22 protein-coding genes and 1 pseudogene are annotated in these 23,837 nt (G+C 58.2%); 11 read left to right on the forward strand and 12 right to left on the reverse strand.

From position 1 onward, the window contains the following. The first annotated feature begins 52 nt into the window (after positions 1-52). The 7 genes and pseudogenes from AC559G_RS06265 to AC559G_RS06295 all read left to right on the forward strand — a co-directional run bounded on the left by AC559G_RS06265 (position 53) and on the right by AC559G_RS06295 (position 7,783). Positions 53-1,084 carry an LLM class flavin-dependent oxidoreductase gene (locus AC559G_RS06265; RefSeq protein ID WP_498911907.1) on the forward strand — a complete coding sequence of 344 codons (1,032 nt, stop codon included), beginning with the start codon at positions 53-55 and terminating at the stop codon, positions 1,082-1,084. Continuing rightward, complete coding sequence (locus AC559G_RS06270; protein WP_498911908.1) at positions 1,081-2,238, forward strand: zinc-binding metallopeptidase family protein; 1,158 nt, start codon at positions 1,081-1,083, stop codon at positions 2,236-2,238. The genes AC559G_RS06265 and AC559G_RS06270 overlap by 4 nt, the downstream gene beginning before the upstream one ends. 70 nt (positions 2,239-2,308) lie before the next feature. Further along, positions 2,309-4,601 (forward strand): annotated as a pseudogene (locus AC559G_RS06275) (NtaA/DmoA family FMN-dependent monooxygenase). 10 nt (positions 4,602-4,611) lie between these two features. Continuing rightward, on the forward strand, positions 4,612-5,133 hold the full coding sequence (locus AC559G_RS06280) for a GNAT family N-acetyltransferase (protein WP_498911909.1): 522 nt from the start codon (positions 4,612-4,614) through the stop codon (positions 5,131-5,133). Then, positions 5,133-6,065 (forward strand): amino acid ABC transporter permease, encoded by a 933-nt coding sequence (locus tag AC559G_RS06285; RefSeq protein WP_498911910.1) that lies wholly within the window; start codon positions 5,133-5,135, stop codon positions 6,063-6,065. The genes AC559G_RS06280 and AC559G_RS06285 overlap by 1 nt, the downstream gene beginning before the upstream one ends. Beyond that, positions 6,049-6,840: an amino acid ABC transporter ATP-binding protein gene (locus tag AC559G_RS06290; RefSeq protein WP_498911911.1), complete on the forward strand. Its 792-nt coding sequence runs from the start codon at positions 6,049-6,051 to the stop codon at positions 6,838-6,840. The genes AC559G_RS06285 and AC559G_RS06290 overlap by 17 nt, the downstream gene beginning before the upstream one ends. 13 nt (positions 6,841-6,853) lie before the next feature. Beyond that, positions 6,854-7,783 carry an ABC transporter substrate-binding protein gene (locus AC559G_RS06295; RefSeq protein ID WP_498911912.1) on the forward strand — a complete coding sequence of 310 codons (930 nt, stop codon included), beginning with the start codon at positions 6,854-6,856 and terminating at the stop codon, positions 7,781-7,783. A gap of 38 nt (positions 7,784-7,821) precedes the next feature. Here AC559G_RS06295 and AC559G_RS06300 read toward each other — a convergent pair whose 3' ends face one another. Further along, a complete protein-coding gene (locus AC559G_RS06300; RefSeq protein ID WP_498911913.1) occupies positions 7,822-8,844 on the reverse strand; it encodes an LLM class flavin-dependent oxidoreductase in 1,023 nt (340 codons plus the stop codon). Positions 8,845-9,182: 338 nt separating this feature from the next. Here AC559G_RS06300 and AC559G_RS06305 point away from each other — a divergent pair, with 338 nt between their 5' ends. From AC559G_RS06305 to AC559G_RS06320, 4 genes are read left to right on the forward strand one after another with little or no spacing between them, the layout of a single operon-like run. Then, entirely contained in the window at positions 9,183-10,001 is an 819-nt protein-coding gene (locus tag AC559G_RS06305) for an ABC transporter substrate-binding protein (protein ID WP_498911914.1), read from the forward strand. A 19-nt stretch (positions 10,002-10,020) separates the two neighbouring features. Further along, a complete protein-coding gene (locus AC559G_RS06310) occupies positions 10,021-11,541 on the forward strand; it encodes an amino acid ABC transporter permease/ATP-binding protein (RefSeq protein ID WP_498911915.1) in 1,521 nt (506 codons plus the stop codon). Further along, the gene (locus AC559G_RS06315) at positions 11,529-12,221 is read left to right on the forward strand and encodes a GntR family transcriptional regulator (RefSeq protein ID WP_438596538.1); all 693 of its coding nucleotides are present in this window, start codon (positions 11,529-11,531) and stop codon (positions 12,219-12,221) included. Before AC559G_RS06310 ends, AC559G_RS06315 begins: the two co-directional genes overlap by 13 nt. Before the next feature lies 1 nt (position 12,222). Further along, positions 12,223-13,059, forward strand: a complete 837-nt coding sequence (locus tag AC559G_RS06320) for an urea carboxylase-associated family protein (RefSeq protein ID WP_498911916.1) — start codon at positions 12,223-12,225, stop codon at positions 13,057-13,059. Between the two features lie 90 nt (positions 13,060-13,149). Here AC559G_RS06320 and AC559G_RS06325 read toward each other — a convergent pair whose 3' ends face one another. The 11 genes from AC559G_RS06325 to exaC form a co-directional block, all read right to left on the reverse strand. Then, entirely contained in the window at positions 13,150-13,866 is a 717-nt protein-coding gene (locus AC559G_RS06325; RefSeq protein ID WP_498911917.1) for an ABC transporter ATP-binding protein, read from the reverse strand. Next, on the reverse strand, positions 13,863-14,738 hold the full coding sequence (locus AC559G_RS06330) for an ABC transporter ATP-binding protein (RefSeq protein ID WP_498911918.1): 876 nt from the start codon (positions 14,736-14,738) through the stop codon (positions 13,863-13,865). Before AC559G_RS06330 ends, AC559G_RS06325 begins: the two co-directional genes overlap by 4 nt. Then, on the reverse strand, positions 14,731-16,020 hold the full coding sequence (gene livM / locus AC559G_RS06335; protein WP_438596541.1) for a high-affinity branched-chain amino acid ABC transporter permease LivM: 1,290 nt from the start codon (positions 16,018-16,020) through the stop codon (positions 14,731-14,733). The genes AC559G_RS06330 and livM overlap by 8 nt, the downstream gene beginning before the upstream one ends. Positions 16,021-16,030: 10 nt before the next feature. Further along, entirely contained in the window at positions 16,031-16,945 is a 915-nt protein-coding gene (locus AC559G_RS06340; protein WP_095844904.1) for an ABC transporter permease subunit, read from the reverse strand. A gap of 108 nt (positions 16,946-17,053) precedes the next feature. Next, positions 17,054-18,172: a branched-chain amino acid ABC transporter substrate-binding protein gene (locus AC559G_RS06345; protein ID WP_346079678.1), complete on the reverse strand. Its 1,119-nt coding sequence runs from the start codon at positions 18,170-18,172 to the stop codon at positions 17,054-17,056. A gap of 491 nt (positions 18,173-18,663) precedes the next feature. Beyond that, on the reverse strand, positions 18,664-19,161 hold the full coding sequence (locus AC559G_RS06350) for an Hcp family type VI secretion system effector (RefSeq protein WP_498911919.1): 498 nt from the start codon (positions 19,159-19,161) through the stop codon (positions 18,664-18,666). Positions 19,162-19,164: 3 nt separating this feature from the next. Then, positions 19,165-19,662 carry a hypothetical protein gene (locus AC559G_RS06355; RefSeq protein WP_498911920.1) on the reverse strand — a complete coding sequence of 166 codons (498 nt, stop codon included), beginning with the start codon at positions 19,660-19,662 and terminating at the stop codon, positions 19,165-19,167. Continuing rightward, positions 19,659-20,018: a tlde1 domain-containing protein gene (locus AC559G_RS06360; protein WP_498911921.1), complete on the reverse strand. Its 360-nt coding sequence runs from the start codon at positions 20,016-20,018 to the stop codon at positions 19,659-19,661. Before AC559G_RS06360 ends, AC559G_RS06355 begins: the two co-directional genes overlap by 4 nt. 244 nt (positions 20,019-20,262) lie before the next feature. After that, entirely contained in the window at positions 20,263-20,973 is a 711-nt protein-coding gene (locus AC559G_RS06365) for an extensin-like domain-containing protein (protein WP_498911922.1), read from the reverse strand. Positions 20,974-21,077: 104 nt separating this feature from the next. Continuing rightward, complete coding sequence (gene adhP / locus AC559G_RS06370; protein WP_346079674.1) at positions 21,078-22,103, reverse strand: alcohol dehydrogenase AdhP; 1,026 nt, start codon at positions 22,101-22,103, stop codon at positions 21,078-21,080. 37 nt (positions 22,104-22,140) lie between these two features. After that, positions 22,141-23,661, reverse strand: coding sequence for an aldehyde dehydrogenase family protein (exaC, locus tag AC559G_RS06375; RefSeq protein ID WP_498911923.1), 1,521 nt, complete (start codon positions 23,659-23,661; stop codon positions 22,141-22,143). Positions 23,662-23,837: the final 176 nt, after the last annotated feature.

The following is a 23,837-nucleotide window of genomic DNA, read 5'->3' on the forward strand; positions in this document are numbered from 1 at the left end:
TAGAGATAATTCTAATAATAATTTCACATTACATGATGCAGAGAAATTAGGGATGTCCTACCGACTGAGTATTCTTGATAAAAGCCCACTGGCGGAAGGCGAACATGCCGAACGGGCATTGCAACGGACGCTGGCCCTTGCCCGCCAGGCGGAAAGCTGGGGTTACCACCGTTTCTGGCTGGCGGAACACCACAACAGCCCGCGGCTCGCCAGCCCGGCGCCCGAAGTGCTGATCCCCTGGCTGCTGGCCCATACCAGCCATATCCGCATCGGTTCTGGCGGCGTTATGCTCCAGCATTACAGCGCTTATAAGGTGGCGGAAACCTTCAATTTATTAGCCAATCTGGCGCCGGGGCGCGTCGATTTGGGCATCGGCAAAGCGCCGGGCGGTTTGCCGCTGGCAAGCCGGGCGTTACAACGCGGGATCGATCCGGCGTTGCGCGGCGACTTCGCCGAACAGTTGGCCGAACTGGATACCTGGCTGAGCGCCGCCTCACCGTCTACCGAGGATAGCGATACGCTGTTGGCCACGCCGCTGCCGCGTATCCCCGCGCAGCGCTTCCTATTGGGCGCCAGCGAAGAGAGCGCCCGGCTGGCGGCTCGCCTCGGCTGGCATTTCGTGTTCGCCGCGCACCTTAACGGCGATCGCAGCGCGCTGCAGCGTATTCGCGCGCTGTGGCGAACGCTGAACAGTGCGGGGCAGTTTATTGTCGCCGTGCAGGCGATTGTCGCCGCCAACAGCCAACAGGCGCAGGCCCTCGCCCGGCCAGAGCCGCTGTGGCGGGTGGAGCTGGAAAATGGCCAGCACGTCACCGTATTAACCCAGGAACAGGCCGAGACCTTCGCGCGCCAGGCGGAAAGCCCGGTGCGGCGCATCGAACCGCGTGAACCGTCGTTGCTGAAAGGCACCGCAGCGCAGGTACATGCCGAACTGGCCGCCCTGCATCAGGCGTTCGGCATTGATGAATTTATTATCGACACCCCAATCGAAGACGGCCAGGCGCGGCTTACATCCCTGCAGCTTCTGGCCGAATACGCCCGGCCGACCGCCGGCACCGACCTGTTAACCGAGGAGGCTTCGTGAGCTACGCGACTGAAAAACAGCTGATTGAATGGCGCAGAGAGCTGCACCAGCATCCTGAATTGTCGAACCAGGAATTCGCCACCACGCAGCGTATCCGCGGCTGGCTGCAACAACACGGGGTGCGCCTGCTGCCGTTTGATTTGCCCACCGGCGTGATCGCCGAAGTGGGCCAGGGCGAGACGCAGGTGGCGCTGCGCGCCGATATCGACGCCCTGCCGATCGATGAAGCCAGCGGCGTCACCTTCAGTTCCCGCAACGCCGGGATCATGCACGCCTGCGGGCACGATATTCATACCAGCGTGATGCTGGGCGCCGCCCTGCTGCTCAAGCAGCGCGAGGCACAGCTGCCCGGGCGTGTACGGATTCTGTTCCAACCGGCCGAAGAACAGTTTGGCGGCGCCGCCCGGCTGGTGAAGGCCGGCGCGCTGGAGGGGGTGAAGGCAATCTTCGGTATGCATAACGAGCCGGGGTTGCCCATCGGCACCTTCGCCACCCGCGCCGGGGCGTTTTACGCAAACGTTGATCGCTTCGCTATCCGCGTCGCCGGTAAAGGGGCACATGCGGCTCGTCCGCACGAAGGCAAAGACGCCATTCTGATTGCCAGCCAATTGGTCAACCTGCTGCAAAGCGTTGCCAGCCGCAGCATTGATACTCTGGAATCGGTGGTGGTCAGCGTTACGCGCATTCAGGGCGGCAATACCTGGAACGTGCTGCCGGAAAGCGCCGAACTGGAAGGCACTGTGCGGACCCACAATCCACAAGTTCGCCTGGCGGTGGAAAAACGCGTGCGCCAGATCGCCGCAGGGCTGGCGGCCAGCTTTGATGCCGAGATCGAGGTGCAGTGGTTTGCCGGACCGCCGGTGCTAGTCAACACCGCCCGCTGGAGCGAGTTCGCCAGCCGTGAGGCGGCACAATCCGGCTACCAGACCCGCACGGCCGAGCTGCATATGGGCGGCGAAGATTTCGCCATCTATTTGCAACACATTCCCGGCGCGTTCGTCAGTATCGGCAGTGAAAGCCAATATGGTTTACACCATCCGCGTTTTAACCCGGATGAAGCGTTGATTGGGCCGGCGGCGCATTATTTCGCCCGGCTGGCCGAAAATGCCTTGATCAATATCGCGGCGGAAGAAAACCAGTCCGCCCTGGCCTAAATAATCGTTGAATATCAGGGTAGCGTTTACGCTACCCGGGGCTGCTTTATCTTTTTTTCAGGAATGTATTATGGCGACAAGAGAATTACGTTTGGGGACAATAATACAAGGCGCAGCGGGAAATATGTCCGCCTGGCGCCACCCGGCGGCCAAGGCCGATGCCAGCATTAACTTTGATTTCGTAAAAAGCGTGGCGCAAAAAGCCGAACAAGGGAAATTTGATTTTCTGTTCGTGGCGGACGGGTTATATATCAATGAAAAATCCATCCCGCATTTTTTAAATCGCTTTGAACCGATCACGTTATTATCCACGCTGGCCGCCGTGACCCGTCATATAGGCCTGGTCGGCACCCTGTCCACCTCTTACAGCGAGCCCTTTAACGTGGCGCGCCAGTTTGCCAGCCTGGATCACCTGAGCGGCGGGCGCGCAGGGTGGAATGTCGTGACGTCGCCATTGGAAGGCTCCGCCAAAAACTTTTCCCGCGCCGCGCACCCCGAGCATGCCCTGCGCTACCGCATTGCGGATGAATATCTGCAGGTGGTGAAGGGGTTATGGGATTCCTGGGAAGCCGGCGCGTTTGTGCGCGATCAGGCCAGCGGGCGTTTCTTCGATCCGGCAAAGCTGCATCCCCTTCATCATCACGGCGACTTTTTCCAGGTGGAAGGCCCGCTCAATATTGAACGCACGCCGCAAGGCCGCCCGATTATCTTCCAGGCCGGCGCCTCGCACGATGGTAAACAGCTAGCCGCACGCCACGCCGACGCCATCTTCACCCACCAGCACACACTCGAAGACGCGCAGGCCTTTTACCAGGACGTGAAATCCCGGCTTGAAGCCTACGGGCGCCAGCCGGAGCACCTGCAGGTATTCCAGGGGGTAAGCGTGATTGTCGGCAGCGACGCCGCGGATGTCGAACGGCAGTACCAGGCCACCGCCGCGTTGGTGTCGATAGAGAACGCGCTGAACTACCTGGGCCGCTATTTCGAACACCATGATTTCAGCCAGTATCCGCTCGACGCCCCCTTCCCGGACATCGGCGATCTGGGGCAAAACAGCTTCCGCAGCACCACCGATGAGATCAAGCGCAACGCGCGCGAACGCGGCCTGACCCTGCGCCAGGTGGCGTTGGAAGCCGCCACGCCGCGCCCGCTGTTCCACGGCACCCCACAGCAGGTGGCCGACGGCCTGCAACACTGGTTTGAACAGCATGCAACGGACGGTTTCATCATCAACGGCGGGACACCGGACACCTTCCCCCGCTTTGTCGATCAGGTGGTGCCGCTGCTGCAGGCCCGTGGCCTGTTCCGCCGCGAATACCCCGGCGAAACTCTGCGTGCCAGCCTCGGCCTGCCGGAGCCGGCCAATCAGTTCACCGCCAACAATAATAAACAATAATCGCTGATAACGAGAAAACGCTATGCAGATAAAAACGCCACTCCTGGCCGCCGCCGCACTAATGGTGTTCGCCCATACGGCGCTGGCCAATGCTGAATCCGTCAGTATCAACGGGCATGCCGTCAGCCTGGAAGCCAATAAAACCCCCATCAATACAGTGAAAAACCCCCAGGCCATCGCCGCGATCCCAACCGGATACCGCTTCGCCCACCCCAACACCTTTACCGTGGCGATAGCGGCCCTGAACTCGCCGCCGCTGACGGTGTTTTCCGATGACAACAAAACCCTGCTCGGCAGCGAAGTGGATATCGCGCGCCTGGTGGCCGACAGCCTGGGCCTGCAGCTCAACGTGGTGCCCACCTCATGGGAAGACTGGCCGCTGGGCGTCACCTCCGGCAAATACGATGCGGCCATCAGCAACATCACTGTCACCAAAGATCGCAAGGCGAAATTCGATTTCGCCACCTACCGCCAAGACTCACTGGGTTTTTACGTCAAAACCAGCAGCCCGCTCAAAACCATCGCCAAGCCGGAAGACATTGCCGGCCTGAGGATCATCGTCGGTTCCGGCACCAATCAGGAAGCGATACTGCTGGCCTGGGATCAGGCCAATAAAGCCAAGGGGCTGAAGCCCTTTACTCCGATCTACACCAAAGACGATGCCGCGCAAACGCTGGCGCTGCAATCCGGCCGCGCGGACGCCTACTTCGGGCCGAACGTGATCGGCGCCTGGAAATCGGCGCTGACCGGCACCACCCGGCTGGTCGGCAGCGTCAATGGCGGCTGGCCGAAGGCGGCGCACATTGCCGTAACGCTGAAAAAAGACAGCGGCCTGGTGAATGCGGTGCAACTGGCGCTCAACGGCGCGATTGCCAACGGCGACTACGACAAAGTGCTAAGCCGTTGGGGCGAGAGCGTAGAGCGTATCCCCGCGTCTGAGATTAACCCCGCCGGTTTAGGTGATTAAGGAGCGCAGCATGTCTGGAATCACTTTTCGGGTTGTATCGCCAGAAGCGCCAGAGCTGCAACCGATATTAAGCGGCCTGTTTGATGAATACGCCGCGCGCTACGGGGATTACTTTTCCCGCGATCAGGAGCAGGAACTGACCGAATGGTATTTACCGCCTCACGGGCTGTTCCTGCTGCTGGAACAAAACGGGGAAATTATCGCCACCGGCGCCTATAAACCCTACGCCCCGCAGACCGCGGAGTTAAAACGCATCTGGACACGGCGCAATCTGCGCCGCCAGGGGCTGGCGGACCGGGTCGTCAACGAGCTTGAGCGGCGGGCCGTGAGTGCCGGTTACCGGCAACTATTTCTCACCACCGGCTTTCGCCAGCCGGAAGCGGTACGGCTATACCTGAGCCTGGGCTATCAGCCGCAGTTCGATATTCACCGCAATCCTGAAGAGTACAGCCAACCGCCGTTTGACGGCCGGCTACGTTTTATCAAACCTATCGGCGTGGCCGTGCCCGCCGCAACCGTGAAGGAGGCGTGATGACGACGCCATCAACCCACCGGGTACAGGTTGTACCCGCGCGTTACCCGCTGCGGCTATTGGGCGCGGCGGTGGCGCTGTTCCTGTTGGCCGGTGTGATTCAGTCCATGGCGCTGAACCCACGCTGGGAATGGGCGGTGTTCGCCCGCTGGTTCTTTGATCCGGTGATTCTGGAAGGGCTGGCGCAAACGCTGTCCCTCACGCTGGTCAGCACCCTGCTTAGCATTGTGCTGGGCGGGCTGCTGGCGCTGGCCAGGCTCTCCCCATCCTGGCTGCTGCGCGGCCTGGCCTGGGGCTATATATGGCTGTTCCGCTCGCTGCCGCTCATTGTGGTGCTGATTATTCTTTATAACTTTTCCTACCTGTACGACTCGCTGTCGTTGGGCATCCCGTTCACCGCCCTGAGCTGGGGCCACTTCCAGACCATTAACGTGCTGGGGCAATACACCACCGCGGTGGTAGGGCTGACCCTGGTACAAAGCGCCTATACCGCAGAGATCATCCGCGGCGGTTTCCAGGGGGTGGATCACGGCCAGTACGAAGCGGCCGCCGCGCTGGGGCTGCCGACCTGGCGGCGCACCTTGCGCATTATCCTGCCCCAGGCGCTGCGCACCATTTTGCCCGCCGGCTTCAACGAAATCATCAGTCTGGCCAAAGGCACGGCGATGGTATACGTGCTGGCGATGCCGGAGCTGTTTTACACCATCCAGATGATCTACAACCGCACGCAGGAGGTGATCCCGTTGCTGATGGTCGGCGCCGTCTGGTATCTGGTGATCACCAGCGTACTGTCCGCCATTCAGCACGTGGTGGAGCGCTGGCTGGCGCGCAGTGAACGCCGTTCGGTGGCCAGCCTGCTGCCGGAGACATTCCGTTGGCCTGCGCGCACGCGCCGCCCCCCACAGGAGACCGCCCATGCCCCACTCCCTTAATGCCGCCGCACCCACGCAAGGCCATATCGCGATTACCCACGTAAGCAAATACTTTGGCCGCCACAAAGCGCTGGATGACGTCAGCCTTGAGCTGGCACCCGGCTCGGTTACCGTGATTATCGGCCCGTCCGGCTCGGGCAAATCGACCCTGCTGCGCACCATTAACCACCTGGAGCGGGTGGATGAAGGGTTTATCCAGATTGACGGCGAGTACATCGGCTACCGCCGCAAGGGCGATAGGCTCTATGAGCTTAAAGAGAAAGACATTCTGCGCCAGCGGATCAACGTGGGGTACGTGTTCCAGAACTTTAACCTGTTCCCACACCTGACGGTGATGGAGAACATCATTGAGGCGCCGATCGTGCACGGCAAACTGAACCGTAAAAACGCCATCGCCCGCGCCGAACGCCTGCTGGACGTGGTGGGCCTGCGCGACAAGGCCAACGCCTGGTCGCGCCACCTTTCCGGCGGCCAGCAGCAGCGCATCGCCATTGCCAGAGCGCTGGCGCTGGAGCCGCGAGTGATGTTGTTCGACGAGCCGACTTCGGCGCTGGATCCGGAACTGGTGGGGGAAGTGCTGGCGGTGATCAAGAAGCTGGCGCAGTCCGGCACCACGCTGGTGGTGGTCACGCATGAAATCGGCTTTGCCCGCGAAGTGGCGGACAATGTGGTGTTCATGGTGGACGGGCGCATTGTGGAACAGGGCAGCACCGATCAGGTGTTAAACCACCCGCAGCACCCGCGAACCCGGAACTTTCTCGCCAGCGTACTTTAAGCAAGGAGTGCTCATGTCAGGCTATGACTCACTGTTCATCCGGGGCGCCGCCCCGGTTCTTGCCCTCGGCCTAGTTGCCATCGCCGCGCCGGCCAGCGGCAAAAACACCCTCGATCTGCTGGCGAACGAAACCCCGATCCACGCCCCGGCCAACCCACAGGCGATCGCCCTGCTGCCGAAGGATTATCGGTTTATCCAGCCCGGCAGCCTGACGGTGGCGATCCAGACGTTAAGCTCGCCGCCGCTGTCCCTGCTGGCCAGCGATAATAAAACGCGGATTGGCAGCGATCCGGACATTGCCCGGCTCCTGGCCGACAGCCTTGGGCTGCGCCTGAACCTGATCCCGGCATCCTGGGAAGACTGGCCGCTTGGCATCACCGCCGGCAAGTATGACGTCGCTCTGTTTAATATAGCGGTGACCGAACCGCGCAAGGAGAAGTTCGATTTCGCCAGCTACCGGGTCGATCCATTGGGCTTTTTAGTCAGCGTAAACAGCCCGATTCAACGCATTAGCGAACCGAAAGATATCGCCGGCCTGCGGGTGATTGTGGGATCGGGAACCAACCAGGAAAGGATTCTGTTGAAGTGGGATGCCGAAAACCGCGCCGCCGGCCGTGCGCCGGTCACCCCGATTTACCTGACGGACGATGCCTCCGCCAGCCTGTATCTGCAGGCGGGCCGGGCCGACGTGCAGTTTGGGCCACACTCTGCGCTGGCCTATAAATCCGCATTAACCGGCAAAACCCGCCTGGTGGGCACCAGCCCTTACCGCGCCTGGGTCGCCACCACCACCAAAAAGGGCAACGGCCTGGCGCCGGCGCTGCAGGCTGCGATTAACGGCGTTATCGCCAGCGGCCAGTACCAGCAGGTGCTGGCGCGCTGGGGGGAAAGCGGGGAAGCGATAATCGCCTCCCAGTTAAACCCGCCGGGGATCAGCTATTAGGCTCGCCCGTACTAGCCCCCGTTTCTGCCGGGGGCAACCTAGCGCCAACCCAGCCCAGGCGCAACGTGGGTCAGGATCGCTTCAATCACGTGCGCGTTATAGTCCACGCCCAGTTGGTTAGGCACGGTCAACAGCAGCGTATCGGCTTCTGCGATCGCTTCGTCCTGCGCCAACTGTTTGATCAATACATCCGGTTCAGCGGCGTAGCTGCGGCCGAACACCGCGCGGGTTTTCTCGTCGAGAAAACCGATGGTGTCGCCTTCGCGGCCGCTATTGCCGAAATAGGCGCGATCCCGATCGTCCACCAGCGCAAAAATACTGCGGCTGACCGACACCCGCGGTTCGCGGGCATGCCCCGCGTCTTTCCACGCCGCGCGATAGGCGCGGATTTGCTTCGCCTGCTGAATATGGAAAGGCTCGCCGGTTTCGTCGTCTTTCAACGTGGAGCTTTGCAGGTTCATGCCGAGCTTGGCGGCCCACACCGCCGTCGCATTCGAGCCGGCACCCCACCAGATGCGATCGCGCAAGCCGGCGGAAAACGGCTCAACGCGCAGCAGCCCCGGCGGATTGGGGAACATCGGCTGCGGGTTGGGCTTGGCGAAGCCTTCGCCACGCAGCACATCAAGCAGCACTTCGGTGTGGCGCCGCGCCATGTCGGCATCCGTTTCGCCATCGGCAGGCTGATAGCCGAAATAGCGCCAGCCGTCGATCACCTGCTCCGGCGAGCCGCGGCTGATGCCAAGCTGCAAACGCCCACCCGAGATAAGATCGGCCACGCCGGCGTCTTCGGCCATATACATCGGGTTTTCATAGCGCATATCGATAACGCCGGTACCAATCTCTATACGCTGGGTCTTCGCGCCAACGGCGGCCAATAACGCAAAGGGGGAACTGAGCTGGCGGGCAAAGTGGTGCACACGGAAATAGGCACCATCGGCCCCCAAATCCTCTGCCGCAACGGCAAGATCGATGGATTGCAGCAAGGCATCCGCCGCTGAACGGGTGCCTGATTGCGGCGAGGGCGTCCAATGGCCAAACGACAAAAATCCAATCTTTTTCATGGCGTAATAGTCCTTATGTTGGTTCAGCATGGCGTACAAGCCCAAAAGCGCCGCCCCGTTGAACAACAGGCATCACGCCGCTTCGCCCTGCCGGTTTTATCAAACCCTCATCATAGTCTGTTTCTAAAAACATAAGGATGCTCATTGCGCAATTTTTTCACTCTTGGGCAACCGAATCGAACCACGATAGTGCAAGCCATGCACGCTTTCGTGTTTCCCCGCATCATTTTGGGTCCTCGGCGTGACCTGAACATCAACCAATGTGTTGTTTCCCATCAAATTAACTATTGGCACGAATAGTGCTTAAACATTGTTGAACAAAAACCAGGGGGTTCACCATGAAAAAATACGTTGCCGCACTCTCAGCATCAGCTTTGTTACTGGCGGCCTTTTCCGCCCAGGCCGCTACCTTAAAAACCGGTGAGTTAAGCATCGGTTCCGATTTAACCTACCCGCCGTATAACTTTTTGAAAGACAAAAAACCTGCCGGCTTTGACGCTGAATTTATGACCATGCTGGCGGAAAAAATGGCGCTGAATCCGGTGGTGAAAGACACCCGGTTCGCCAGCCTGATCATCGGCCTGAAAAGCCAACGCTTCGACGTCATCGCCTCCACGCTCTACGTTACGCCGGAACGCGCCGAGCAGGTGGACTTCATTCCCTATATGAAAACGGGCGGATCGTTGATTGTTCAACACGGCAGCAGTTGGCAGCCTCAACAACCGCAAGATCTGTGCGGCAAAAAAGTGGGTTCGATCAAAGGCGGTGCCTGGATCCCTAGACTAAACAAGGTTTCCACAGACTATTGCCAGCCTAAGGGGCTCGGCAACGTTGAAGTCAAAGAATTCCCCTCCTCACCAGAAGTCACCCAGGCGCTGCTTTCCGGCGCGATCGCCGTGCAGTACGAAGATGCCGCCGTGGCCAAAGCGACGGTAGAAAAAACCGGCAACCGCCTCGGCATCAGTTCAAACACGCTGCTCTACCCGGTAGTGGTGGGTCTGGCGGTGAATAAGCACAACACCGAATTGCGCGGCCAGCTAACCCAGGCCTTCGATAGCGTGGTGGCATCCGGGCAATATCAGCAATTGCTGAATAAATACAATGTCCAGATGCCGGATGCACAAGAAGCCGAGCACGCGCTGGCCGGTACGTTATAAGCATTAAAAGGAGCGGGCGATGCAGTTTGACTGGCATTATCTGTTAGGGCTCTTAACTTTTGCCGATTTCTGGCAGGCCAGTTGGCTGGTGGTGCAGTTGAGCCTGCTGACGTGGGTGTGCAGCGTCATTCTGGGGCTGGTCGTGGCGTTTGCCCGCCAGTCTCCACATCGGTTTCTCAGCAACCTGGCCGCCGTATACATCTGGCTATTCCGCAGCCTGCCGCTGCTGGTGTTGCTGATTTTCATTTTTAACCTGCCGCAAATCTGGCCCGATAGCGGCGTGCTGCTGGGCAACCCGTTTATCGCCGGCGCACTGGCGCTGATTTTAAGCGAGACGGCTTATATTGCGGAAATACACCGCGGTGGGTTAATCGCCGTCCAACGCGGCCAGTTTGAAGCCGGCAAAGCGCTCGGGCTCAGCAAAGGGCAAATCCGCCTGAAAATAGTGATCCCACAGGCATTTCGTATTTCACTGCCGACGCTGGTGAACGAATTCATCACCATCGTCAAAATGACTTCGCTGGTTTCGGTTATCTCGCTGGCGGAAATTCTGATGGTCGGCGAACGGCTATATACCGATAACTTCAAGGTGATGGAAACCATGCTGGCGGTGGCTTTCTATTACGTGCTGATCGTGACGATTTTTGAACGTCTGTTCGCCTGGCTGGAACAACGGCTGGATATTCAGCGGCGCACGCCGGGGCTGTTGGACGTGCAGCATGTGCGCCCGGCATTGCCGCAGCCGGCGCCCCTCACACGCCGTGCCGCCAGCGCGGCGGCCAAGCCGATACTGGAACTCAAAAACATCCAAAAGGCATTTAACGGCAAAACCGTACTCAACGGTATCGATCTGAATGTGCGCCCCGGTGAGGTTATTGCCATTATCGGCCCTTCCGGCTCCGGCAAAACCACCCTGATTCGCACCATTAATGGATTGGAGACGCTTGATGGCGGCTCGGTCAGGCTATTGGGCCACCCGTTTATCGACGCCGGACAAGCGGAAAATGCGCTGCCCTGGCGCGCGCGCATTACCAAGCTGGGCATGGTATTCCAAAACTTTAACCTGTTTCCCCATAAAAATGTGCTTGAAAACCTGATGCTCGCGCCGCTGGCGCATTTCCACGAGGAGAAAGAGCCGCTAAGGCAGCGCTGCCTGGCCATGCTGGATAAGGTCGGCATGCTGGAGCACGCCAACAAATACCCGCATCAGCTTTCCGGCGGCCAACAGCAGCGGGTGGCGATCGCCCGCACGCTGGTGATGCAGCCGAGCGTAGTGTTGTTCGATGAGCCCACTTCCGCGCTGGATCCAGAGCGAGTAACCGAAGTGCTGGAGGTCATCGCCCGCTTAGCCGATGAGGGCATCACCATGTTGATTGTCACCCATGAGATGAAATTTGCGTTTTCTATCGCCGATCGGGTGGTGTTTATGGAGCACGGCAATGTGGAGATAGACGCCGCGCCCGGCGATATTCTGCAAATGCGCGATCATCGGATTCACCGTTTCATTCAGGATATGGGGCCGAAAGCATGCTCAGTTTAAAAATTGAAATACCGGAAGACGCCTCGCTGGAGAACGTTCCCGCCTTCCAACGCATTGCGATATTGCTGCGGGAAAATATCATCAACGGCAACCTGCGGGCAGGCCAGGCGCTGGCGGAGAACGAACTGACCACGCTGTGCGACACCTCGCGCAATACCCTGCGTGAAGCGCTGCGTTTTTTGCATGGCGAAGGGTTGGTCAACTACCACCACCATCGCGGGGTGTTCGTTTGCCAGTTCACGCAACGCGACGTGCGGGATATTTATAAGGCCCGCCGCCACCTGGAAGTGCTGGCAATACAGGCCGCCGACACCATCAGCGCGTTTCATCTGCAAAAAATGAAAACGCACCTCGATCAATCCGCCGCCGCCGCCGATGCCAATGACTGGCGCACCTTCGGCACGCACAGCCTGCGTTTTCACCAGCGCATTGTCCATATGCTGGGCTGCGCCCGCTTTAACGATTTTTTCAGCGTGCTGCTGGCGCAACTGCGCCTGCTGTTCGCCACCGGCGAACACGAGCCGAGCTTCCAACGCCCCTGGCTGGAACGCGATCGGGCGTTGTGGGCGCTATTGTGCGAACAACGCAAAGAAGAAGCCTGCCAGGCGCTGACCGCCTATCTCGAGCAGTCCGAACAACAAATTATGAGTGCGTTCAACACGCGAATGAATGGAGTTTAATATGTCTTCTTATCCTGCCGCATACCAAAGCACCAAAGGCTCCGCCCTGGATGTCGACCGCGATTTTTATCAGGCGCTGGCCGACGGCAAGCGGCTATTGACCGCGCAGCATCGGGTGCCTATTCGCACCGGCTTCGCCTGGGAAGTGCCGGCCGGCCACCTGTTTCGCATCACCACGCCGGAAGGCCCGCAGGTGGGCGATTTGAATATCTGGAACCGCCATAATCCACGCGAGAGAATGTGGGTGGCGCGCACCCGCCAACTGCAGCGCGCCCATTTATCCACCTTTGATCGCCTGTGGTCGAACCTGCCGTTTATGCGCCCGATCGCCACTATTACCGCCGATACGCTGGCGGACTATGGCATTGATGAACACGGCGGGCGGGTGCACGATCTGCTGGGCACCCGCTGCGATCCTTATGTGAACAAATTGCTGACCGGCGAAGACTTTGACTTTCACTGCCACTCCAACCTGACGCGGGCCGTGCAGCCCTATGGGCTAACCGAGTTTGACGTGCACGATGTGATGAACGTGTTCCAGTGCACCGGCCTGAACGATGAAGACAAATACTTTATGAAGGCCTGCCCGGCACGCAAGGGCGATTACCTGGAGTTTTTTGCCGAAATCGATCTGCTGTGCGCCATTTCCACCTGCCCGGGCGGTGACTTATCGCTGCCGATGTGGGGGGATGACGCGCAGGATACGCTGTCTGTCTGCCGCCCGCTGGGGATCGAAATCTACCGGCCGGACGCGGCATTGCTCACCGGCTGGCAGCCCCCCGCTAGCCCTGACTACCAAGGCAACCACGGCCTGCGCCTGCAAAAGAGCAATGGGTAACCCCAGCGCGCCCAGGTGCGGCTCAACGCCGCACCTGCATGGCGGATATACTAATGCCCTCCCCAATGCGCCCAATAAAAATTACCCTGATTATGCCCCGCCCAGGTAGGCCTTGCGCACTTCCTGATTGCTCAGCAGTTCCGCGCCCTGGCCGCTTAGGCGAATCTGTCCGTTGACCATCACATAGCCGCGATCGGAGAGCTTCAGCGCGTGGTTGGCGTTTTGCTCCACCAGGAAAATCGTCATCCCTTCCTGCGCCAGCTCGCGCAGGATGCTGAAGATCTGTTTGACGATCAGCGGCGCCAACCCCAGGCTGGGTTCATCCAACAGCAGCAGCTTTGGCCGGCTCATCAGCGCGCGGGCAATCGCCAGCATCTGCTGCTCACCGCCAGACATGGTCATCGCCCGTTGGTTACGCCGCTCCTTCAGGCGCGGGAACAGCGCGAACATGCGCTGTATATCCTCATCAATATAGTGATTGCCTATAGTAATGGCGCCAATCAGCAGGTTTTCCTCCACGCTCATATCCGGGAAAATACGCCGCCCCTCCGGCACCTGGGCGATCCCGCTGCTGGCGATAAAGTGCGTTGAACGCCGGCTGATATCCTCCCCCTGAAACAGGATCTGGCCGCCGCTGATGCGCGGCTGGCCGAAGATAGACATCAGCAGCGTCGATTTACCCGCGCCGTTGGCGCCGATCAGCGCCACCGTCTCCCCCTGATGAACCTGCAGCGATACCTGTTGCAATGCCTGTATCGGGCCGTAGTGCACATCCACATCGCGAAATTCCAGCATCACATCACTCATCCCGCCAGTTCCTCCTCATCGGCGCCCAGATAAGCGGCGATCACGCTGTCGTTATTTTGGATCTCCTTCGGCGTACCGCGGGCGATCACATCGCCGTGATCGAGCACGATCACATGGTCTGAAATTTCCATCACCATGCCCATATCATGCTCAATCAGCAACACGGTAATGCCGTGCTGCTGCCGCAGGAAACGAATAATCCGGCTCAGGGTCGCCGTCTCTACCGGGTTCAGCCCCGCCGCCGGTTCATCAAGGCAGATCATCTCCGGCACGGTGCACATGGCGCGGGCAATCTCCAGCCGGCGCTGCTGGCCGTAGGACATCTCGCCCGCCAAGCGGTTGGCGCAATCCACCAGTTCCACAACCTCCAGCCAGTAGAACGCGCGATCCAACGCTTCGCTTTCCGCTTTGCGGTAGGCCGGCGTATTAAACACCCCGGCGAGCAGGTTACGGTTGCTCAACATGTGCTGCGCCACCAGCAGGTTTTCCACCACCGACATTTCACGAAACAGGCGGATATTTTGGAAGGTGCGCGCCAGCCCGGCGCGGTTGACCAGGTGGGTGCCGCCGAACATTTTATAGTAGAGGCGCGCGCCCAACTGGGCGGGTTTAATCCAGTCGTCGGCGCGGAAGCGTTGCCCCAGCACGCGGATCACATCCGTGGGCCTGTGCTGCGTGTTGAGCAAAATGCGGCCGCCGCTGGCACGATAAAACCCGGTCAGGCAGTTGAACACTGTGGTTTTTCCGGCGCCGTTGGGGCCAATCAGGGCGGTGATGGAACCGCGCGCCACCTCCAGATTAACGTCGTTTAACGCTTTGATGCCGCCGAAATGCATCATCAGGTGCTCCACACGCAAAATCGCATCACTCATGGCGCACCCCCTGCCGCGGCGCAAAGCTGCTGCGGCCAATGCGCACCAGCCCGCGCGGCCGCCAGATCATCATCAGTACCATCAGCACGCCGAACAGCAGCACACGGTATTCGGCAAAGCTACGCAGCAGTTCCGGCGCCACCGTCAGCACGAACGCCGCCAGCACCACGCCCAGGGTGGAACCCATGCCGCCCAGCACCACAATCGCCAGGATCAGCGCCGATTCAAAAAAGGTAAAGGAGGTGGGGTTAACAAACCCCTGATAGCTGGCGAAGAACACCCCGGCAATGCCGGCGGTAGAGGCCCCGATCATAAATGCCGAGAGCTTGACCAGCACATGGTTCAGCCCCAGTGAGCGGCAGGCGATCTCATCTTCGCGCAGTGCTTCCCACGCCCGGCCAATCGGCATGCGTGTAAGCCGGTGTTTAATAAACAGCACCAGCAGCACTACCAGGCACAACACCGCGTAAATGAAGATAAACTTCATATTGGGGTTGTAGCTCAGGCCGAAAAACTCGTGGAAAGGCACCCCGCCATCGCGGGCGCGGCGGGAAAACTCCAGCCCAAAAAAGGTGGGCGACGGCACGGAAACGCCGTTCGGCCCGCCGGTCAGCGATACCCAGTTATTGAGCACCAGACGGATGATTTCGCCAAAGCCCAGGGTGACGATCGCCAGATAGTCGCCGTGCATACGCAGCACTGGGAAACCGAGCAAGGCGCCGGCCAGCGCCGCCATCAGCGCGCCCAGCGGCAGCATCGCCCAGAACCCCAGCCCAAGGTACTGGTACCCCAGCGCCAGCCCATAGGCGCCGATGGCGTAAAACGCCACGTAGCCCAGATCGAGCAGCCCGGCCAGCCCTACCACAATATTCAGCCCCAGCCCGAGCAGCACGTAGATCAGCCCGAGGATCGCCACAGTCAGCAAATATTTGCTGGCAACGAACGGCAGCAACAGCGCCAGCACGGCAAACAGCGGGATAATCCAGCGCAGGTTGCTTTTGGCGCCGAGCGGCCGCACATAGACGCCGTCGTTGCCTCCCTCAAAGCGGGCCTGTAGCCTGCGCCCCGGGCCGGTTTGCAAAAACAGGCTCAACAACAGGCGCCCGGCCATCACGATGGCGATAATCCCTACCAGCCGCTGCGGTTCAAAATTAAAGCTGTAGCCATTGAGCACAATGCCAACGATAGGGCCGAACACGATCAGTGCAATCAGCCCCGCCAACACGGCATCCATTAGGCTGCGTTTGATATCCAGCCCTGAGTGTACTTGGGTTTGCGACATAGCGGCTCCTTCACACTTTGGCGATCATTGGCCGGCCCAACAGGCCCTGGGGGCGGAAAATCAGGATCACCACCAACAGTGCGAACGAGAAAACGTCTTTGTAATCAGAGTTCACCATGCCGGCAAACTGCGCTTCGGCCACGCCCAGCAACAGCCCGCCAAGCATCGCACCCGGCAGAGAGCCAATCCCGCCCAGCACCGCCGCAGTGAACGCTTTGATGCCGATGATAAAGCCGACGTAAAAATCGAAGGTACCGTAGTTCATGGTGACCAGCACCCCGGCCAGCCCGGCCATCGCGGCCCCGATCACAAACACCGTCGAGATAACCCGGTCGGTATTAATCCCCAGGATGGACGCCATTTTGCGATCCTGCTGGGTGGCGCGGCACACGCGTCCTAACCGGGTGTGCTGGATGATATAGGTGAGGATCGCCATGCCCAGCAGCGAAGCAACCAGAATAAACACTTTGGTATAGGTGATCTGGATGATGCCGCCGTCGAAGTTGATGCGGAACACACCGTCGAGCAGCGTCGGGATACCCTGCTGGCGCGGCCCTTGGCTGATTTGCGCGTAGTTTTGCAAGATCAGCGACATGCCGATGGCGGAAATCAATGGCGCCAGGCGAGTAGAGTTGCGCAGCGGCTTATAGGCGATACGCTCAATCACCCAGCCGTAAACGGCGGTCACCACAATGGTAAAGGCCAGCGTGCCGAGGATCAGCAGCGGGAAAGATTGCAGGCCGAAGAAGGAAAGCAGCGCCAGGCCAATGGCACACAGGTAGGCAGAGATCATATACACTTCGCCATGGGCGAAGTTGATCATGCCGATAATGCCATACACCATGGTATAACCAATGGCGATCAAACCGTATACCGCGCCCAGGGTCAGGCCGTTAACCAACTGTTGCAGAAAGAAAACATCCATAATAAGCAGTCTCGCCTGTGGCAGGCCGCAAGCTTAACAACAGGCGGCCAAAAGGGGTTGGGGTACAGGCCCACGTTCACATGGGCCCGTCGAAGCGCCAGCCAGGAATCACAGCTGGTGGTATTTCCCTTGGTCATCCCACTGATAAACCACGTAGTCGGACACTTTCAGATCGCCTTTGCTGTCCCAGGCTTTTTTGCCCATCACCGTATCCACATCGTGTGATTTCAACCATTCGCTGGCCTTGGCGCTGTCTTTGCCGCCGGTAGCGCTGAAGGCAGCGGCGATGGCCTGAATAGACGCATAGGAATAGAGGGTATAGCCTTCCGGCTCAAAACCCGCGGCCCGGAACTTGGCGATCACCGCTTTGCCGTCCGGGATCTGGCGTGGATCGCTGCCGAAGGTCATCAATACGCCGTTGGTGTATTGCGGCCCGCCGGCGGCGGTAACCAATTCTTCCGTCACCACACAGTCGCCGGAGAAGAACTTCGCCTGCACGCCCTGCTCACGCATTTGGCGTACCAGCGGGCCGGCCTCTGGGTGGCAGCCGCCAAAGTAGACCACGTCCGGCTTCACAGAAGCGATTTTGGTGACCAGCGCGTTGAAATCCTTTTCACCGCGCGACAGCCCCTCATACATCACTTCTTTCACGCCGCGTTTGGCAAGCGCCGCCTTGGCCGCATCCGCCAACCCTTGGCCATAGGTATCTTTGTCGTGGATGATGACGATGTTTTTCGCCTTCAGTTTGTCGATCATATAGTCGGCGGCAATCCCACCTTGCTGATCGTCGCGGCCGCACATGCGGAACATGTTGGTCATGCCGCGTTCGGTAATCTGCGGGTTGGTGGAACCGGGGGTGATCGCCAGAATACCGGCTTCGTCATACACCTCGGAGGCCGGCATGGTGGACGATGAGCAGAAATGCCCCACCACGGCGGCAACGTGCTCCTGATCCACCAGCCGGTTGGCGACGGCCACCGCCTGTTTCGGTTCACAGGCGTCATCCCCCTGCACCAGCTTGATCTTTTCCCCCTTGATGCCCCCAGCGGCATTAATATCCGCGGCGGCCTGCGAGGCCCCACGCCAATATTGATCCCCATAAGTGGCATTCGGGCCGGAGAATGGCCCGGCAACGCCAATAACAATATCGGCATGAGCATAAAAAGCAGAACTAAAACAACCGATAAGCAGAGCAGCGAGCGGACTTTTCATCAATTTCACTGACATTATTCTTTTCCTCAGCACTGTTTTAGCGGACGCCGGCGGCGTGGAGTAATCACGTTTATGTGTAGATAGAAAAAATAAATTACGCGAGGGCCTAATGAGACGCCCCCCACAATTCACTAGCAAAAATCCCGCCAGTCTTGAAATACCGCCATTTTTTTTACTTTTCTTGCGCCATCAGGGCGGAAAAGGTGAAGCGCTGGCGAGCAAAGCAGGCATAACGGGGGGATTTAGCCATTCGGTAAAGGCGGCCGCCATGGCGCATAGGTCGGCGGCGCTTGGTTTGCACCATTCAGGTGCAACGTCGGGGCATACGGTGGTGGTATCGGTTAATGGGTTAATTCATTAATCTCAAAGACGATTGATTTGGTGAGTGGAGCACCGGGGTTGAAGCCATTGAAGGCGCCGAACGGCGGAACGGCGCATAGGCGAAACCGCCAGGACGGCGCAGAAAACAACGGCGTCGTGGCGACCAAGAACACCATACAGACAACTCAGGCCGCAGCTACAGGACGGGAAGCCCAGCAATCAGAGTACATGATATTACCATCCAGATAATGCCATGTAATTTTCTCGTACCGAAACTCCACAACCTCCATATGATTAAATTTATCTTTACTGATATCTTTAATATCCAGCATGACAGGCATCACATTTACCACTCGCACATTCTCCAGCAAGACGTTAAAATATTCCTCTTCCTGCCCGGCGTAATTAATGCGATAAAATTTTAACTCTGCTGATTTCAGTGTTTGCCCGGTAGTCAGCGCCTTATAAAGGTAAGAAGATGATGAATCAACTTCCTTTTCAATCATGTACGCCATATGCTGGCACGTACCGGTAATCTTGCCGCTGGCATCATCCGTAAGGATGTTAACCATGTGATGCATGCCCAATACTTCAATACTGTCCTCCCGACCTGTTACATTAACAGAACCTTTAATTAAGTTACCGCCATCGTCTTTTAAAAACAAATAAGCTGGGATCGCCATTTTTTAATTATCCTCGTTAAATCCGTTTGAAGTTCCAATCACGTTAACCATCGTATCTATACATGCTTTACTTGATGGCACTTTATAAAGTGCCCGTATAGCATCCACGACATATTGATTAAATTGCAGCTCTGTCAGACTGTAGAATGGCAACCCGCACACTACCCCTAGGCTAAGCGGAGTATATTGCTCGGTTATAATACTGAGGACACCAGAAGGATTATGTGGGATAGCCGTGCCAACAGCTTCACTCAGTGTTTCGGCAGAATCAGCATCGCTACCGGGGGCCAGTAAAGCGGCGATTTTAATCCAATCTCTACCGCCTTTTCCAATCTCCCCAGTAACATATTGCCATTCTTTCTCATTATCGGCATACAAGCCGGATATAACAGCCTGTGCACCTTTCAGCTTAATTTGCTCTGTCAGTTGCGGCGCAGTTGGATGAGCAGCAAAAGCAGACACAGACAACAGGCAGGAGGCCAATACCGTTTTTTTCATCATTTTACCACCAGCATTGTATCGCCACTGTTTATAATCTGCTGCCTGCGGGCAACACCATCAATGATGATGCACCCCTGAGATGCAGTATGCGCTCCAGATTTTTTACCACCGTGAATACGGAAACTATCACGCCCAAATGTATTCGTACCTAAAATCGGCTGTAAAATAATGGTTACTCTTGTCACGGTATCGTGAGACCCGGCAATCCTGTAATGGCCTTTGGGTATTGGCCCGGTACTTCTTTCCCGCTCCATTGCTGGATTGTTTTCCCCGGCACCTACGCCGCTATACCCTTTTGAAAAAAAAGCCCTATTGTGAGTAAGCACACCTGTGCTTTGATTGTATTCCCACGACATAATCATTCCTTTTTTGTGGTTAATCCCATCGACATTACGTTACATCACCCGAAAGATCTTTAACTGCGAACAAATGAGAATGTATATTATTTACCAGTATCAAACATGTTTTTTCTCTCACTTTCAGACTCGCAATATGAGCCGGGTGTAACAATTAACCAAAGGCGCAGGCGGTAACGGGCTGCGGCGCTGCAAAAAACGACGGCATGGTGGCGACTGAAACCTCACCGAACCACATCAAATCTCACCGCCCTGGTACGGAACACAGCCCAAAACCCCGCATGCCGAAATGAAAATGGTTGGCGTGTGCCGCGTTATAATCCGGCCCCAACGCATTGCCGAAGTAATCACACCCTGCCAGATTCAACTGCTGGAGCAACGCCGCCTTCTCCGCCGGTCGCTGCCAGTTATCCAGCACGCTAAGCCGCTCGCCGTTTTCCAAGCGGAAGGCCGCCAGGTCCCAGGCTTCCGCCGTGGCGTGTTCGCTTAACCGCCCCTGCGCCCGGTGGTAAACGTTGCGGCACGCATAGCTGCCCAGATGGTCAATCCGCACCAGCGGCGAATTCAACGGGCTTTGCGCGGTGAGGGTTTTCGCCTCCATCACAAACATCGTACTGCTGACCGCCATCGCGCAGTTGCTGAGAAAACTGCTGCTTAAAGCCACGCCGGCAAATCGCTGGATACGCACCGGCGCCGGCAGCGGACAGTTGCCCGTCACCGGGGTCGCGGTGCTGAAAGTGACGAAACCGGCGGCGCGGGCGCGCTCCAGCACCGCCATACAGGCAGCCGGATCGTCAACCAGGCGTTTGAGCTTGTAGTGGGTAATCAGCGTGGGCGGATCGCTCACCGACAGCGGCGCAAAAGGGTTATAGGCCGCCGGCAGATAACGCAGGCCCCAGGGCAGCATTAGCGCCAGCGCCGCAATAATCAGTACCCATCCCAGCAGGGGCTTCACGTTAGCGCGGTTCCTTACGATGGAATTAGTGATAAGGAACCAGTATAGCCCCAACCAGGGCCGGTATGCGGACAAGGCCGCCGGCAAGCGGCGGCCTGGCAGGGTTACAGCGACATATCAACCACCACGCGGCCGGTAATATGGCCTTCGCGCATGCGGGTGAAAATATCGTTAATGTTTTCTAACGGCTCGGCCGTCACCTCCGCAGCCACTTTTTTATGGCCGGCGAAATCCAGCGCTTCCTGCAGATCCTTACGCGTGCCGACAATCGAACCACGCACCGTGATGCCATCCAGCACCATATCAAAGATCGAAAGATCGAACCGGCCCGGCGGCAACCCGTTAAGCACCATAGTGCCGCCGCGGCGCATCACGGTCGTCGCCTGAGCGAACGCCTTCGGCGAAACGGCGGTTACCAGCACGCCATGCGCCCCGCCGAACTGCTCGTGGAACCAGGTGCCGGGATCAACCTCTTTGGCATTGGCGACCACCGTGGCCCCCAGCTTTTTGGCAAATTCGAGCTTATCGTTGTCGATATCCACCGCCGCCACGTTCAACCCCATGGCGCGGGCATACTGGATCGCCAAGTGCCCCAGGCCGCCAATGCCGGAAATCACCACCCAGTCACCGGCTTTGGTGTTGGTCATTTTCAACCCTTTGTACACCGTCACGCCGGCGCACAGGATCGGCGCAATGCCGATAAAGTCGACGCCTTTGGGCAGGATCCCCACATAGTTGGCGTCCGCCAGGCAATATTCCGCAAAGCTGCCGTTGACCGAGTAACCGGCGTTTTGCTGGGTGTGACACAGGGTTTCCCAACCGCCCAAACAGTGTTCGCAATGCCCGCAGGCGGAATAGAGCCACGGAACGCCAACCCGATCGCCCTCTTTCAGGTGTTTCACGCCTTTGCCGACGGCCACGATATGGCCCACGCCTTCGTGGCCGGGAATAAAGGGCGGGTTGGGTTTGATCGGCCAGTCGCCGTCCACCGCGTGCAGATCGGTATGGCAGACGCCGGTGGCCTCTATTTTGATCAGGATCTTGCCTGGGGTGATTTCCGGCACCGGAACGTCGTCAATCACCAACGGTTTGCCAAAGGCGTTAACCACAGCGGCTTTCATCTTTTTCATAGTAACCTCGTATTTTGTAGGGATAACAGGGCATTTTCTAGAACAGACCGAGTGGCTTGGTGTCATAGCTCACCAGCAGGTTTTTCACCTGCTGATAGTGCGATAAGGCAACCTTGTGGGTTTCCCGGCCGATGCCGGAGTTTTTATAACCGCCGAAAGCGGCGTGGGCCGGGTAGATGTGGTAGCAGTTGGTCCAGACGCGGCCGGCTTTGATGGCCCGCCCCATGCGCCACACCCGGTTGGCATCCAGCGTCCATACGCCGGCGCCCAAGCCGTATTCGGTATCGTTGGCCAGCGCAATGGCTTCCGCCTCATCTTTAAACGTGGTGATGCCGATCACTGGGCCGAAAATTTCCTCCTGGAAACAACGCATGCCGTTGTGCCCTTTGATCAACGTCGGGTGGATGTAGAAACCGTTGCGCAGCGCGGCGTCGTGCCGCACCTGCGAGCCGCCGGTCAGGATCTCGCCGCCCTCGTTTTTGGCGATCTCGATATAAGAAAGGATTTTGTCGAACTGCTCTTTCGATGCCTGCGCGCCAACCATGGTGGCGGTATCAAACGGATCGCCTTTGTGAATGTTGGCGATGCGGGCGAGCACCTTCTCCACAAACTGCGGGTAAATCGACTCCTGCACCAGCACGCGCGACGGGCAGGTGCACACTTCACCCTGGTTGAAGAAGCCCAAAATGACCCCTTCCACCGCCTTATCAAGGAACTCCGGCTCACCGCGGAAAATATCCTCAAAGAAAATATTGGGCGACTTGCCGCCCAGCTCCACGGTGCTGGGGATAATGTTTTCCGCTGCGCAAGACAAAATGTGGCGCCCAACCAGGGTTGAGCCGGTGAAAGCGATTTTCTCAATGCGCTTGCTGCGCGCCAGGGGTTCACCCACTTCAATGCCGTAGCCATGCACCACGTTCACCACCCCAGCCGGCAGCAGATCGCCAATCAACTCCATGAGCACACAGATGCTAAGCGGCGTTTGCTCGGCCGGTTTGAGCACCACGCAGTTGCCCCCGGCCAACGCCGGCGCCAGCTTCCAGGCCGCCATCAACAGCGGGAAGTTCCAGGGGATAATCTGCCCCACCACGCCGAGCGGTTCGTAGATGTGATAGGCCACCGTGTGCTGGTCAATTTCCGCCACGCTGCCTTCCTGCGCGCGCAGGCACCCGGCAAAGTAGCGGAAATGGTCGGCGGCCAGCGGAATATCGGCATTCAGGGTTTCACGGATGGGTTTACCGTTGTCCCAGGTTTCCGCCAACGCCAACGTTTCCAGATGGTTTTCGATGCGATCGGCAATCGCCAGCAGCACATTGCTGCGCTCCTGCACACTGGTTTTCCCCCATGCGTCTGCGGCAGCATGGGCGGCATCCAACGCCAGCTCAATATCTTGCGCGTCGGAGCGCGGGAACTGCGCCACATCTTCACCCGTTACCGGTGTGGTATTGGTGAAGTAGTTTCCGGAAACAGGTTCAACAAATTTACCGCCAATGTAATTCCCATAACGCGTTTTAAAAGCGATACGCGCACCGGGCTGTCCAGGATGAATATATTTCATGAGAAGCTCCTCATCAGAAAGTGACGCTACAGTGGCCATACGCGCAATGCGCCGGCACCGTGAGGCATAAGCATCTCTTATGCCAACTGAGGAAACTTATTGAGGGAAAGAGTAAAAGCTCTATTTTAACAAACAGTTATCAGAAATATTCCGTGAAAGATTGAACAAGAACGGGG

Source organism: Gibbsiella greigii (genome assembly GCF_039540155.1).
Classification (GTDB): Bacteria; Pseudomonadota; Gammaproteobacteria; order Enterobacterales; family Enterobacteriaceae; genus Gibbsiella; species Gibbsiella quercinecans.